Origin of the sequence: Bacillus sp. Marseille-Q1617, from assembly GCF_903645295.1 — a bacterium.
Classification (GTDB): domain Bacteria; phylum Bacillota; class Bacilli; order Bacillales; family Bacillaceae_B; genus Rossellomorea.
In genome coordinates, this window is the sequence record NZ_CAHJXM010000001.1 from 1,703,088 (window position 1) to 1,718,546 (window position 15,459).

General features: G+C 42.2%; 12 protein-coding genes. All 12 read left to right on the forward strand.

Annotated features, from left to right (window positions below):
• Positions 1 to 41: 41 nt before the first annotated feature.
• The 12 genes from HWX64_RS08515 to HWX64_RS08570 all read left to right on the forward strand — a co-directional run bounded on the left by HWX64_RS08515 (position 42) and on the right by HWX64_RS08570 (position 15,415).
• Complete coding sequence (locus tag HWX64_RS08515) at positions 42 to 833, forward strand: isoprenyl transferase (protein ID WP_175989041.1); 792 nt, start codon at positions 42 to 44, stop codon at positions 831 to 833.
• On the forward strand, positions 833 to 1,618 hold the full coding sequence (locus tag HWX64_RS08520; protein ID WP_175989043.1) for a phosphatidate cytidylyltransferase: 786 nt from the start codon (positions 833 to 835) through the stop codon (positions 1,616 to 1,618). Before HWX64_RS08515 ends, HWX64_RS08520 begins: the two co-directional genes overlap by 1 nt.
• A 35-nt stretch (positions 1,619 to 1,653) precedes the next feature.
• Entirely contained in the window at positions 1,654 to 2,799 is a 1,146-nt protein-coding gene (gene dxr, locus HWX64_RS08525; protein WP_175989045.1) for a 1-deoxy-D-xylulose-5-phosphate reductoisomerase, read from the forward strand.
• Between the two features lie 122 nt (positions 2,800 to 2,921).
• Complete coding sequence (rseP, locus tag HWX64_RS08530; protein ID WP_175989047.1) at positions 2,922 to 4,181, forward strand: RIP metalloprotease RseP; 1,260 nt, start codon at positions 2,922 to 2,924, stop codon at positions 4,179 to 4,181.
• A gap of 198 nt (positions 4,182 to 4,379) precedes the next feature.
• Positions 4,380 to 6,089 carry a proline--tRNA ligase gene (locus HWX64_RS08535; RefSeq protein ID WP_175989049.1) on the forward strand — a complete coding sequence of 570 codons (1,710 nt, stop codon included), beginning with the start codon at positions 4,380 to 4,382 and terminating at the stop codon, positions 6,087 to 6,089.
• Positions 6,090 to 6,191: 102 nt separating this feature from the next.
• Positions 6,192 to 10,511, forward strand: coding sequence for a PolC-type DNA polymerase III (locus HWX64_RS08540; protein ID WP_175989050.1), 4,320 nt, complete (start codon positions 6,192 to 6,194; stop codon positions 10,509 to 10,511).
• 183 nt (positions 10,512 to 10,694) lie between these two features.
• Positions 10,695 to 11,162 carry a ribosome maturation factor RimP gene (gene rimP, locus HWX64_RS08545; protein WP_175989051.1) on the forward strand — a complete coding sequence of 156 codons (468 nt, stop codon included), beginning with the start codon at positions 10,695 to 10,697 and terminating at the stop codon, positions 11,160 to 11,162.
• A 39-nt stretch (positions 11,163 to 11,201) separates the two neighbouring features.
• Entirely contained in the window at positions 11,202 to 12,335 is a 1,134-nt protein-coding gene (gene nusA / locus HWX64_RS08550) for a transcription termination factor NusA (RefSeq protein ID WP_175989052.1), read from the forward strand.
• Positions 12,336 to 12,344: 9 nt separating this feature from the next.
• Positions 12,345 to 12,614 (forward strand): RNase P modulator RnpM, encoded by a 270-nt coding sequence (gene rnpM / locus HWX64_RS08555; RefSeq protein WP_175989690.1) that lies wholly within the window; start codon positions 12,345 to 12,347, stop codon positions 12,612 to 12,614.
• Between the two features lie 10 nt (positions 12,615 to 12,624).
• On the forward strand, positions 12,625 to 12,927 hold the full coding sequence (locus tag HWX64_RS08560) for a YlxQ family RNA-binding protein (RefSeq protein WP_175989053.1): 303 nt from the start codon (positions 12,625 to 12,627) through the stop codon (positions 12,925 to 12,927).
• 20 nt (positions 12,928 to 12,947) lie between these two features.
• Positions 12,948 to 15,140 carry a translation initiation factor IF-2 gene (infB, locus tag HWX64_RS08565; protein ID WP_175989054.1) on the forward strand — a complete coding sequence of 731 codons (2,193 nt, stop codon included), beginning with the start codon at positions 12,948 to 12,950 and terminating at the stop codon, positions 15,138 to 15,140.
• Entirely contained in the window at positions 15,137 to 15,415 is a 279-nt protein-coding gene (locus tag HWX64_RS08570) for a DUF503 domain-containing protein (RefSeq protein WP_175989055.1), read from the forward strand. The genes infB and HWX64_RS08570 overlap by 4 nt, the downstream gene beginning before the upstream one ends.
• Positions 15,416 to 15,459: the final 44 nt, after the last annotated feature.

Below are 15,459 nucleotides of genomic sequence, written 5' to 3' on the forward strand. Positions count from 1 at the left end.
TAAAGGTAAATATTTTTTGGATTGTTGCTGGAGGAAATCTTATGCTAAACAAGCTTAAACAATGGAAACGACAACAAAATAATGAAGATGTTGATGAGCGCTTCCAGGAATTATTAAAGCATCCCGTACCCGGTCATATTGCAATCATCATGGATGGTAATGGGCGCTGGGCACAGAAAAGAGCTCTTCCTAGAGTGGCCGGGCACCATGAGGGGATGAAATGTGTTCGCAGAATAACTAAACTGGCAAATGAGTTAGGTATAGAAGCTTTAACTTTATATGCATTTTCAACCGAGAACTGGAAACGTCCGAAGATGGAAGTTGAATTCCTAATGAAACTTCCTGAAGAGTTTCTCGGTACTTTCCTGCCTGAATTGATCGAAGAAAATGTACAAGTAAAGATGATGGGGGCGAAGGAAGCAATCCCTCCGCATACATTGAGGGCTGTGAACAAGGCGATTGATGCAACGAAAGATAACGACGGACTTATCTTGAATTTCGCCTTGAATTATGGAAGCCGTGCAGAAATACTCGATTCCATCAAACATGTCTTAAAAGACGTGCAAAATGGTATACTAGATGAAAAACAATTAAATGAGGAAGTTTTTTCAAATTATTTGATGACGAAAGAATTGAAAGATCCAGATCTGCTGATCCGTACCAGCGGTGAAATCCGATTGAGCAATTTTATGCTTTGGCAGCTAGCGTATACTGAATTCTGGTTTACAGAGTGTTTATGGCCTGATTTCGGTAAAGAACAATTAGTTGAGGCAATTGAAGCATATCAAGGTCGTTCAAGACGATTCGGCGGGATACAAAGTGAGGAATCATAATGAAACAAAGAATTATTACTGCAATTATTGCAGCAGCTGTTTTTTTACCTATCATTCTTTATGGTAAATCTCCGTTTATCATATTGATGTACCTGATCGCTTCAGTGAGTTTATATGAAGCACTTAAGATGAGAGGGCAAAAAATCTATTCCATACCAGGTTTGCTATCCTTGGCAATTCTTTGGGTATTTTTAATACCCGATATTTACATAGGAATTATTAGTTATATTGGATATTCAAAGATTGAACTTTCGTTTTTTGGCGTCTTGATTTTTTTAACCTATACGGTCATTACAAAGAATCGATTCACATTTGACGATGTAGCTTTTTCATTATTGAGCATTCTGTATGTCGGTATCGGTTACTTTTACTTTATGGAAATCCGTTTGGAAGAGGGCGTTCAGTTTGTGTTTTATGCCCTGTTTATCATCTGGGCCACAGATTCAGGTGCGTACTTCATCGGTAAAGCCATCGGAAAGAAAAAACTTTGGCCCCATATCAGTCCCAATAAGACGGTTGAAGGTTTTGTTGGGGGAGTGGTTTGTGCCGTCATTGTCGGGGTGATCATGACCTTCTTCAGCGACTTGGAAATGTCCATTCCAAAGCTTATCGTCGTGACCGCCATTCTTTCCATTTTTGGTCAAATGGGTGATCTGGTTGAGTCCGCTTTGAAACGCCATTATAAAGTAAAGGATTCGGGTCACTTATTACCGGGCCATGGTGGAATGCTGGACCGGTTTGACAGTCTTTTATTTGTTTTACCCCTTCTTTATTTCCTTTTATAAAAGATTGGAAGGGGGTCTTGGGAGGAGTGTAATTTTTGAAGAAAATTAGTTTAATGGGTGCCACGGGTTCGATAGGATCCCAAACCCTTGATGTAATTAGGGAACACCCAGAAGAGTTTAAGCTGACTGCATTATCAGTTGGAAAAAATATAGACGGTGCAAGAAAGATGATTGCAGAATTCAAGCCATTACTTGTATCCGTGCAAAGGGCAGAAGATGCCGACATGCTTCGAAAGGAGATACCTTCAAATGTGAAGGTTCTCTTCGGTGAGGAAGGATTAGTGCAGGTAGCGTGCCATCAGGATGCAGATATCCTTGTGAATGCAGTGCTTGGAAGTGTGGGGCTTTATCCGACACTGCAGGCAATCGAAGCAGGAAAAACAATAGCTATCGCCAATAAAGAAACACTGGTGACTGCCGGTCACATTGTAATGGAGGCAGCCAGGAAGAAGGGTGTAGCGTTATTACCTGTAGACAGCGAGCATTCTGCCATTTTTCAAGCGCTTCAAGGGGAACAAGAAAAGAATATTGAAAAACTGATCATTACCGCTTCCGGGGGGAGCTTCAGAGACCGCAAAAGACATGAATTGGTCGGGGTAACCGTCAAAGAAGCACTTAATCATCCCAATTGGTCGATGGGTGCTAAAATCACAATCGATTCAGCATCCATGATGAATAAGGGGCTGGAAGTGATAGAAGCACATTGGTTATTCGATATCCCTTACGGTAAAATTGATGTCTTGCAGCACAGGGAGAGTATTATCCATTCAATGATACAATTCCATGACACTTCCGTTATGGCCCAGCTTGGAACACCGGATATGCGTGTACCGATCCAATATGCATTAACTTTCCCTGACCGCCTGGACCGCCCTGCGGGAAAACGATTGGATTTGGCCGAAATAGGTCAGCTGCATTTCGAGAAAATGGATGTTGAGCGCTTCAGGTGCCTTGAATTCGCTTATGAAGCTGGACGCACCGGAGGCAGCATGACAACCGTGTTAAATGCGGCCAATGAAGCAGCAGTGGCACTATTCCTGGACAATAAAATTCCATTCCTTGGAATAGAAGATTTGATAGAAAGAGCATTGAATGAACACGAAGTCATCCAAAGTCCTGACCTTGAGACCATTCGTGAGATCGATAGAAGGACTAGATTAACTGTTTCCCAGTGGATTTAAATAGCGGGCTTGTGCATGATTGCATGTACATCAACGTAGTATTTATAAAAGATAATTTTTACGGTTGAAATTTGTACTTATCAGGCCTGTGAATACCAGGTTATTAAAAGGTGGTTTTATATTTGCAAACTGTCATTGCCTTTATCGTTATTTTTGGCGCATTAGTATTTTTCCATGAACTGGGCCACTTGATTTTCGCTAAGCGTGCGGGGATATTATGTCGTGAATTTGCGATAGGCTTCGGTCCTAAAGTGTTTTCTTTCAAGAAGGACGAAACGACATATACGATTAGGCTCCTGCCGCTTGGCGGGTTCGTCCGTATGGCCGGTGAAGACCCGGAAATGGTCGAATTGAAGGCCGGACATAGAATAGGTCTTATTCTGGACCAGGATGAAAAGATAAAGAAAATCGTCCTCAATAATAAAGACCGCTATCCGAATATCCGTGTGATCGAAGTCGAAGATGCGGATTTAGAGCACAGACTTTACATTCGTGGATATGAAGAGGATGAAGAAGAAGTAATGAAGAAATTTGAAATATCGCGGGAAGCGGTGTTTGTTGAAGATGGTGTTGAAACACAGATCGCTCCGTGGGATCGCCAGTTTGCTTCAAAATCCCTTCCTAAACGAGCGATGGCCATTTTTGCCGGACCGCTATTCAACTTCATTCTGGCTTTCTTTATCTTTTTACTTGTCGGATTATTACAAGGGGTGCCTACCAATGATCCTGTACTCGGAAACTTGACTGAGGATGGGGCAGCCAGAGAATCGGGGCTTCAAAAGAATGATGTCGTCCAGAGTATTGATGGCAAGGAAATATCTACTTGGGAAGACATCGTTACAGTCATACAGAAACATCCCGGTGACGAACTTATGTTCACTGTTGAACGCGGAGGCGCGACCCAGGAGATTTCTGTCACACCTAAGCCGCAAGAAGTGGAAGGCAAGGAAATTGGAATCATCGGTGTTCACAGCCCGGTTGAAAAGTCTCCGTTGAAGGTTGTAACGAATAGTGCAGAGCAAACTTACGAGTGGACAAAAATGATCTTTGTCCTTCTCGGCAAGCTTGTATCAGGTGAGTTCTCCATTGATGCTTTATCAGGACCGGTTGGGATTTACCAGTCAACAGATGTTGTAGCCAAATCCGGTATCTTTTACTTGATGAGATGGGCAGCGATCTTGAGCATTAATCTAGGTATCATGAATTTACTTCCAATACCTGCACTTGACGGGGGAAGACTTCTTTTCTTCGCCATAGAAGCAGTTCGCGGAAAGCCTGTCGACCGTCAAATGGAAGGGATGGTCCATTTTGTGGGATTTGCTCTTCTTATGGTCCTGATGCTGGTCGTTACTTGGAATGATATTCAACGATTCTTTTTATAAGATGTACGTTTCATAAAAAGGTTATAGAAGGATGTTCAGGCAGTTTCTACCTCAAACTACTAAAACTGAGGGTAGTACTGCCTGTTCATTTACGCTAAAATAGAAAAGAGAATGGAGGGTGTTTCTCCGTTCTTTTCTTATGATTTACATATCTTTTATCAAATAAATAATATTATCTGTTAACTGAGGTGCTAATAAATGAAGCAACGTAATACTTTAATCCCTACCCTTAGAGAGACACCGGCAGACGCGGAAATCAAAAGTCATCAGCTTTTGCTGCGTGCGGGTTATATTAGACAAAACGCAAGCGGGATTTACAGTTTTCTCCCGTTAGGAAAAAAGGTCTTGAAGAAAGTGGAAGATATCGTCCGGGAAGAATTGGACGCGGTCGGAGCAGCAGAACTGTTAATGCCTGCTCTCCAGCCTTCTGAATTATGGAAGGAATCCGGAAGATGGGGTACGTATGGTCCTGAGCTAATGCGTATGAATGACCGTCATGACCGGGAGTTTGCACTGGGTGCAACTCATGAAGAAATGATTACAAGCATCATAAGAGATGAGATCAAGTCATACAAACGGCTGCCGCTTACTCTTTATCAAATCCAAACAAAGTACCGTGACGAAAAGCGACCGCGCTTTGGTTTGCTGCGAGGCAGGGAATTTGTAATGAAAGACGCCTATTCTTTCCACTCCTCTCCAGAGAGCCTGGACGAGACTTATGAACAAATATTTCAAGCCTACACAAACATCTTTACACGCTGCGGGTTGAATTTCAGAGCTGTTATTGCCGATTCTGGTGCAATGGGCGGAAAAGATACTCATGAATTCATGGTGCTATCCGAGGTCGGTGAAGATACGATTGCTTATTCGGATCAATCCACTTATGCCGCGAATATAGAAATGGCTGAAGTTATTGATTCATATTCACGATCAAATCAAGAAATGCTGGCAGTGGAAAAAGTTTCTACTCCGGATGTCAAGACGATAGAAGATGTAGCGGCCTTCCTTGATGCAGGTAAAGAGAACTGCATTAAATCCCTGCTATTTAAAGTAGACGAAGAATATGTGCTGGTCCTTTCCCGTGGTGATCACGAAATCAATGATATAAAAGTAAAGAACTTTATGAATGCAAATCTAGTAGAACTGGCTTCTGCTGAAGAAACCAAAGAAATCCTTGGCTGCGAGTTCGGATCGATCGGTCCTTGTGCGTTAGGAGATAAAGTGAAGATCGTAGCTGACCAGGCTGTAAGATATATTCGCAACGGAGTAGCAGGTGCCAATGAGGAAGGGAATCACCTGATCAATGTGAATCCTGAACGTGACTTTCATGTTTCTGAGTACGGTGACCTGCGTTTCATTCAAGAGGGAGATCCTTCACCTGATGGCAAGGGAACAATCGTCTTTGCAAAGGGAATAGAGGTCGGCCATGTATTCAAACTTGGAACAAGATATTCCGATGCAATGAACAGTACGTACCTTGACGAAAATGGCCGTGCACAATCAATCATCATGGGGTGTTATGGAATCGGGGTTTCCCGTACACTAGCAGCAGTGGCAGAACAATTCAACGATGATAATGGCCTTGTATGGCCATCTAACTTAGCTCCTTACGATCTGCATCTGATTCCGATCAATCTGAAGGATGAACATCAAGCGGCTTTGGCACATGAACTTTATGAAGAGTTTGGAAAACATCGATATGATGTTCTTATGGATGATCGTGCTGAACGTCCGGGAGTGAAATTTGCTGATTCTGACTTAATTGGCCTGCCTGTCCGGGTTACAGTAGGAAAGAAAGCATCTGAAGGAATCGTTGAAGTAAAAGTAAGAAAAACAGGTGAAATGCTTGAAGTTCATAAAGATGAGCTGATGTCCACCTTGACCGGTTTACTTGAAACAGTTTCTTAATATTAAAGGGCTGATCCTATAGGGAAGCAATGATCCTTATCGTCAGCCCTTTTCTTCGGTTATTAATGAACAAATATTATATAGAAATGGGGGAAGTGACAAATGGATGAAATGTCCCTCGGCAAAAAAGAGAGATTTCAACTGTTACTGCAGCAATTAGGGCTGACGGAAGATGCATTCGTAAAGTATTTCAACAATGCAGAGATAGAAAAACTTTCCGTCTATCGAAGTGAAAGAAAATGGCATTTCCATTTTACGCTTGAAGAAATGATTCCTTGCAAAGTATGGAGCCGCTTTTCGATAGCCCTGCAAACATCGTTTAAACATATCGCAAACGTAAGCTTCAGTTTGAAAGTGCTCAACATGGAAGTAACGGAACAAGCGATTCTGGATTATTGGAGTGAATGTGTTAAAGAAATTCAGGGGATTTCTCCCCCTCTCTCAAAACTTCTCAATACTCAAAAGCCTGAAATAATCGGTAACAAAATTGTGGTTAAAGCATCGAACGATACCGAAGCGACCCAGTTGAAGCGTAAATATGGAGAAATCATTTCTTCCGCATTCGAGAATTTTGGTTTTCCGAAATTGGTTCTTGATGCAGAAGTTGCAAAAATAGAGGAACAAAATAATGATTATGAAAAATTCCTGGAAGAAAAGATGAAAGAAGACCAGGAGAGGGCTAAGCAGGCCCTCATCGAAATGGAAAAAGCCGAAAAAGAAGAAGCATCCGATGCACCCAGCGGACCATTTATGCTCGGTCTTTCCATTAAAGATGACGCAGACTTCAGAAAGATTGAAGAAATCTATGATGAAGAGAGACGTATTGCAATCGAAGGTTATGTATTCGACTGTGAGACACGGGAGCTGAGAAGCGGTCGAACTCTATTAACCTTTAAGGTGACTGATTATACCAGTTCGATCCTCGTGAAGATGTTTTCAAGGGATAAAGAGGATGCTGCCATCATGAATAACATGAAAAAAGGAATGTGGGTCCGCTGCCGTGGAAGTATCCAAAACGATACCTTTGTCAGAGATTTGGTGATGATTGCCAATGATGTGAATGAAATTAAACCTGTCCTTCGACTTGATACGGCACCTTCCGAGGAGAAAAGAGTAGAGCTCCATATGCATTCCCCAATGAGTCAAATGGATGCGGTGAGCTCTGTCTCAAGCCTTGTGGCACAGGCGAAAAAATGGGGACATAAAGCGATAGCCATCACAGATCATGCAGTCGCTCAATCCTTCCCGGAAGCTTATAATGCTAGTAAGAAAAATGATATAAAGGTTTTATATGGGCTTGAAGCAAACCTGGTGGATGATGGGGTCCCCATTGGCTACAACGAAACCGACCGCCCATTGGAAGATGCCGTTTATGTCGTTTTCGATGTGGAAACAACGGGGCTTTCAGCAGTTTATGATACCATCATCGAGCTTGCAGCCGTGAAGATAAAAGATGGCGAGGTCATTGATAAATTTGAATCCTTCGCTAATCCGCATCATCCCCTATCTGCCACTACAATCGATTTAACGGGTATCACGGATGAGATGGTCCAAAATGCACCTGAAATAAATGACGTCCTTCTTGATTACCATAAATGGGTGGGGGACGATGTATTGGTCGCTCACAATGCCTCTTTTGACATGGGCTTCCTGAATGCCGGTTATCAAAAGGCGGGACTTCCGAAAGCGGCTAATCCAGTAATCGATACGTTAGAGCTCGCGAGATTGTTGTATCCGCAATTCAAAAACCATCGATTGAATACGCTGGCAAAGAAATTCGATGTAGAATTAACGCAGCATCACCGCGCAATCTATGATGCGGAAGCTACCGGGTATCTTCTTTTAAAGATGCTGAAAGATGCGTTTGAAAAAGGCATAACCAACCATAATAAATTAAACGATTATATGGGAAAAGGGGATGCTTATAAACGTTCCAGGCCATATCACTGTACCCTGATTGCCCAAAATGAGGAAGGGCTTAAGAACCTGTACAAATTGGTATCCATTTCACACATGCATTACTTCTACAGGGTCCCCAGGATTCCCCGGTCACAGCTTCAGAAGTACCGGAAGGGTATTTTGGTGGGTTCAGGATGTGACAAAGGTGAAGTCTTTGAGGGAATGATGCAAAAAGGGATAGCGGAAGTGGAGGAGACAGCTCATTTCTATGATTATTTAGAAGTTCATCCCAAAGAAATCTATCAGCATTTGATCGAGCTTGACCTTGTGCAGAGTCAAAAGAACCTGGAAGATATCATTAAGAACATCGTGGAGCTCGGTGAAAAGATCAACAAGCCAGTTGTAGCAACAGGGAATGTCCATTACTTAAACGAAACGGATAAAATCTACCGGCAGATCCTTGTCGGGTCACAGGGCGGTGCCAATCCTTTAAACCGTCATACACTCCCTGACGTGCATTTCAGGACGACGAATGAGATGCTCGATTGTTTTTCTTTCTTAGGTAAGGATAAAGCGAAAGAAATTGTCGTCGAGAATTCCAACAAGATTGCTGATATGGTTGAAGTGATCAAGCCGATCAAGGATGATTTGTACACACCTAAGATCGAAGGTGCCGACGAAGAAATGCGCCGGATGAGCTATGCAATGGCAAAGAGCATTTACGGGGAGGAACTTCCTGAAATCGTTGAAGCAAGGCTTGAAAAGGAACTAAAGAGTATCATCGGTCATGGGTTTGCCGTGATTTACTTGATTTCTCATAAACTCGTAAAAAAATCTCTCGATGATGGTTATCTTGTAGGTTCGCGTGGATCGGTAGGGTCTTCCTTCGTAGCGACAATGACTGAAATAACCGAAGTGAATCCACTGCCGCCGCATTATGTTTGTCCTGCATGCAAGAAGTCAGAGTTCTTTGATGACGGGTCTGTCGGCTCAGGCTTTGATCTTCCGGATAAAGACTGTCCTGATTGCGGACACGCATATAAAAAAGATGGGCATGACATTCCTTTCGAAACCTTCCTTGGTTTTAAGGGGGATAAAGTTCCCGATATCGATTTGAACTTTTCTGGTGAATACCAGCCTAAGGCACATAACTACACGAAAGTCCTGTTTGGTGAAGATAATGTATACCGGGCAGGAACGATTGGTACAGTTGCAGAAAAAACAGCCTATGGGTATGTAAAGGGATATGCGAATGATAATGCACTCCAAATCAGGGGAGCGGAAATCGATAGACTGGTCAGCGGCTGTACCGGCGTCAAACGTACAACCGGTCAGCATCCAGGTGGTATCATCGTTGTTCCGGATTATATGGATATATTTGATTTTTCACCGATTCAATTTCCTGCAGATGACAAGAATTCAGAATGGAGAACAACACACTTTGATTTCCATTCAATTCATGATAACTTGTTAAAGCTTGATATACTCGGTCACGACGATCCGACTGTTATCCGGATGCTTCAGGATTTATCCGGAATCGATCCGAAAACGATTCCGACAGACGACCCTGAAGTAATGAAGATATTCAGTGGAACAGAGTCACTGGGAGTAACTGAGGAACAAATAATGTGTAAAACGGGGACGCTCGGAATTCCTGAATTCGGTACTCGCTTTGTTCGTCAAATGCTTGAAGATACAAAGCCGACAACCTTCTCAGAGCTTGTACAAATTTCCGGTCTTTCACATGGAACGGACGTGTGGCTTGGAAACGCACAAGAGCTGATTCACAACAACATATGTAATCTCAGTGAAGTAATCGGCTGTCGTGATGATATCATGGTTTATCTTATCTATCAGGGACTAGAACCGTCCCTTGCGTTTAAGATCATGGAATTCGTACGTAAGGGGAAGGGTCTTCAGGATGAATGGGTAGATGAAATGAAGAACAACGGAGTACCTGACTGGTATATCGATTCCTGCTTGAAAATAAAATACATGTTCCCGAAAGCCCATGCTGCAGCATATGTTCTTATGGCAGTCAGAATTGCTTATTTCAAAGTGCATCATGCTCTCCTATATTATGCTGCTTACTTTACAGTAAGGGCAGAGGATTTTGATATTGAAGCCATGGTAAGGGGTTCCCAGGCTGTACGCGCAAAGATCGAGGAAATCAACAGCAAGGGTCTCGATGCTTCACCTAAGGAAAAAAATACTCTTACTGTACTGGAGCTTGCTCTCGAAATGTGTGAAAGGGGCTATAAATTCCAAAAGGTCGATCTTTACCGTTCCCACGCTTCGGAGTTCATCATTGACGGAGATTCTTTAATTCCTCCTTTCAACTCCATTCCGGGTCTTGGCACAAACGCGGCGATCAATATCGTCAAAGCCCGTGAGGATGGCGAGTTCCTTTCAAAAGAGGATCTTCAGCAAAGGGGACGTGTATCGAAGACGATTATTGAGTATCTTGATAATCATGGATGTCTGGAAAGCTTGCCGGATAAAAATCAATTATCCCTCTTCTAGCCCTGTCTCATGGGAATTGTTTGCATAAAAATGTGGATTATGGTATATTTTTATTGGAAATACTAAAGATAGCTCTAAAGCAGAAGAGTGGGGTCGCACCCCACTCTTTCGTTATTACATGGAGATTTTTAACGATTATTTCTAGTCTTGGTGCAAGATTTTCATATAGACCAGGAGGTAAGTATGAGCAAAATTATTACACTAGTAGAAGAACTTGTCACACCTATCTTAGATGACATGTCATTAGAACTAATTGACATGGAATACGTAAAAGAAGGATCTAATTGGTTCCTTCGTGTATTCATCGATAAGGATTCAGGTGTCGACATTGAAGAATGCGGAATAGTCAGCGAGCGATTGAGTGAGAAGCTGGATGAAATCGATCCGATTCCTCACAATTATTTCCTGGAAGTCTCTTCACCAGGTGCAGAACGTCCTTTGAAAAATGAAAGGGACTTTCAGAAATCAATCGGTAAGAATGTATACGTGAAAACGTATGAACCGATTAATGGGGAGAAGGCATTTGAAGGAATTTTACTTTCCCATTCTTCAGAGACAATTGAGCTTGAAGTAACAATCAAAACTCGAAAAAAGAAGGTTGAAATTCCTGCTGATAAAGTGGCGATCGCAAGATTAGCCGTAACGTTCTAAAAGGATACCAACCGTATAATAAAGGGGGATGACACCACCATGAGCACTCAGTTATTAGATGCTCTAACTGTTTTAGAGAAAGAAAAAGGCATCGCCAGAGATGTGATTATTGAAGCAATTGAAGCAGCTTTGGTTTCGGCTTACAAGAGAAACTTTAATCAAGCACAAAATGTCCGTGTAGACCTTAATCTTGAAACCGGGACTATGCGGGTATTTGCCCGTAAAGAAGTTGTTGATGAAGTATTTGATTCCCGTCTTGAAATTTCAGTCGAAGATGCCGGGGAAATCAATCCAAGCTATGAAGTCGGCGATGTTGTGGAATTAGAGGTTACACCTAAAGACTTCGGACGGATTGCTGCTCAAACAGCCAAGCAAGTTGTGACACAACGTGTCAGAGAAGCGGAGCGGGGGATCATTTACTCTGAATTCGTCGATCGCGAAGAAGATATCATGACAGGAATCGTGCAGCGCCAAGACAATCGATTCATATATGTAGCATTGGGCAAGATTGAAGCGCTCCTTCCTGTGAGTGAACAAATGCCTAATGAAACGTATAAACCTCATGACCGGATCAAAGTATTTATTACAAAAGTCGAAAAAACGACAAAAGGTCCTCAAATCTTTGTTTCCCGTACTCATCCAGGCTTATTAAAAAGACTATTCGAGATTGAGGTTCCTGAAATTTTTGACGGAACGGTTGAAATCAAATCGGTAGCCCGAGAAGCCGGCGACCGTTCAAAGATTTCAGTCCACGCTGAAAACTCCGAAGTCGACCCGGTTGGAGCTTGTGTAGGGACAAAGGGAGCACGTGTACAAGCGATAGTCAATGAGTTAAAAGGCGAGAAGATTGATATTGTACAGTGGTCGGAAGATCCGGTTACATTCGTCGCAAACGCACTAAGCCCATCAAAAGTGCTGGATGTTCAAGTGAATGAAGATGATAAAGCAACCAGAGTGGTCGTGCCTGATTATCAACTATCACTTGCAATTGGTAAACGAGGGCAAAATGCGCGTCTCGCAGCTAAATTGACAAACTGGAAGATTGATATCAAGAGTGAAACAGATGCACGGGAACTTGGGCTCTATCCTCGTGAAGAAGCATTCCTTCCTCAAGATGAAGAAGAAGAGTATGATAACGAACCTTTGAATATTGATTTCGATGATCAAGATTAAGAGGTGAAAATCATGAGCAGCAAAAAGATTCCATTGCGCAAATGTGTAGCAACTGGAGAAATGAAACCAAAGAAAGAAATGATTCGGATTGTCCGTTCAAAAGAAGGAGAAGTATCAATCGATCCCACAGGCAAGAAATCAGGACGAGGTGCTTACCTTTCTAAGGATAAAGATGTCATTTTACAAGCAAAAAAGAAAAATACTTTAGCCAATCAATTACAAGCTAAGATAGATGATTCTATCTATGAAGAATTGATAAGTCTTGTAGAGAAGGAGTAACGTTTAGCGTATGAAACAAGATCGTTGGATGTCACTTTTAGGGTTGGCAAATCGGGCACGTAAGATTATTTCAGGTGAAGAATTGGTGATTAAGGAAGTGCGGAGCGGACGGGCAAAACTAGTGCTGCTTTCCAAGGATGCCTCCGAAAACACTCATAAGAAGGTCACAGATAAATGCAAGTCTTATCACGTGCCGGTCAGGTTGGTGGAAGACAGATATATCCTTGGCAACTCTATAGGAAAAGAAGCCAGGGTGGTCGTAGCCTTATCCGATAAAGGGTTTGCCGATAAATTATCTGAAATGCTCGATTGAATCTCAATGGGGGTGAACATATGAGCAAGATGCGTGTTTATGAATATGCAAAAAAATATAATGTTTCAAGCAAAGATGTTATTTCTAAATTAAAGCAATTGAATATTGAGGTATCAAATCATATGGCAACAATAGAAGACGACACGGTGAAAAAATTAGATTCGATGTTTTCCGGTAATTCAAAGTCTAAAGAGCAGGGAAATAAGCCGGCTCAAAAAAATTCCAGTCAGAAACAAAACACTGCCAGAGAAGAAAATTCCCCAAACAAGGACAAGGTGAAATCTGCTCCTAAGAATCGTGAAGGGAAAAAACATGATCAGCAGTCACAGACAAAGGAGAAAAAAGTTTTCAATAATAATAATCATAACAACAAGAAAAATAAAAATAATAGAAACAATAAGCCTAATAAAAACTTCAAGCAGGCTCCACAGCAACAGCAGCCTGCCAAGAAGAAGGAGCTGCCTTCGAAGATCACTTTCTCTGAATCATTGTCGGTAGCTGAACTTGCAAAGAAACTTCATAAAGAACCTTCTGAAATCATCAAGAAACTCTTTATGCTGGGCGTTATGGCAACAATCAATCAGGAACTTGATAAAGATTCAATCGAATTGATTGCCGGTGAGTACGGCGTTGAGGTTGAAGAAGAGATCAAAATTGATACGACGGATCTCAGTGTGTACTTCACTGAAGATGCTCAAGATCAATTGAAGGAACGTCCTTCAGTTGTAACCATCATGGGTCACGTCGATCATGGTAAAACAACATTACTGGATTCAATCCGTAATACGAAGGTAACTGCAGGCGAAGCAGGCGGGATTACACAGCATATCGGTGCTTATCAAGTTGAAGTGGAAGGTAAGAAAATCACTTTCCTTGATACTCCTGGACATGCTGCATTCACTACAATGCGTGCCCGCGGTGCTCAAGTTACGGATATCGCCATCATTGTCGTTGCTGCTGATGATGGTGTCATGCCGCAGACTGTGGAAGCGATCAACCACGCAAAGGCTGCCGAAGTGCCAATCATCATTGCTGTGAATAAAATGGACAAGGAAGCAGCTAACCCTGACCGTGTCATGCAGGAACTGACAGAATATGAACTGGTACCTGAAGCTTGGGGCGGAGACACAATCTTTGTTCCGCTATCAGCACTATCAGGGGAAGGTATCGATAACCTTCTTGAGATGATTGTCCTTGTAAGTGAAGTAGAAGAGCTGAAAGCAAATCCAGGTCGACTTGCACTTGGTACAGTCATCGAGGCTCAATTGGATAAAGGACGCGGATCTGTAGCTACCTTATTGGTGCAAAATGGTTCGCTTAAAGTCGGAGATCCGATTGTAGTAGGAAACACATTTGGTCGTGTACGTGCTATGGTAAATGACCTGGGCCGCCGTGTGAAAGAAGTGGGTCCATCTACACCAGTCGAAATCACTGGTCTGAATGATGTACCTCAGGCAGGAGATCGTTTTGTTGTGTTTGAAGACGAGAAAACGGCCCGTTCTGTCGGTGAAGCACGTGCTTCTCAAGCTCTTCAAGCTCAACGAGGTGAAAAATCCAAAGTAAGCCTTGAGACTTTATTTGAACAAATGAAACAAGGTGAAATGAAGGATCTTAACCTAGTTCTTAAGGCAGATGTTCAAGGGTCTGTAGAAGCTTTGGCTGCCTCATTGTTGAAAATTGAAGTTGAAGGTGTAAAGATTAACATCATTCACACTGGTGTAGGGGCTATCAATGAGTCCGACATCACTTTGGCATCTGCATCGAATGCCATTGTAATTGGATTTAATGTGCGTCCGGATGTAAATGCAAAGCGTGCTGCGGATGCAGAAGGTGTAGAAATCCGCTTACACCGCATCATCTATAAAGTGATGGAAGAAATTGAAGCAGCCATGAAAGGGATGCTTGATCCAGAATTTGAAGAAAAAATTATCGGTCAGGCAGAAGTCCGCCAAACATTTAAAGTGTCTAAAGTTGGTACGATTGCGGGAAGCTATGTAATAGAGGGTAAAATTTCTCGCGACTCAGGCGTGCGTCTGATTCGTGATGGCGTCGTAATCTTTGAAGGTGAGCTTGATGCTCTTAAACGTTTCAAGGATGATGCTAAAGAAGTTGCAAGAGGCTATGAATGTGGAATTACGATCAAAAACTTCAATGATGTTAAAGAAGGCGATGTTATCGAAGCCTATGTTATGGAGGAAATCACTCGTAAATGATCACATATGTTGAATGTGAGTGCATGATTCATGATTCTCACTCTTTAAAAGAGAAAAGAGCTGTATTACAGAGAGTCCTTACTCGATTAAAGCAGAAGTATAATGTAGCTGTTTCTGAAATTGATCATCAGGATGTATGGCAAAGAACGAGAATAGCCATCGTAACCGTTGCTTCTACAAGGGCGTCCAGTGAAAAAGAAATAGAAAAAGCATTAAAGTTTATCGATTCTTTCCCTGAATGGGAAAGAATCGATACGATAAGAGAACTGATTTAATGAATGACACTCACTTCAATGATCACAATAATGATAGAAATATG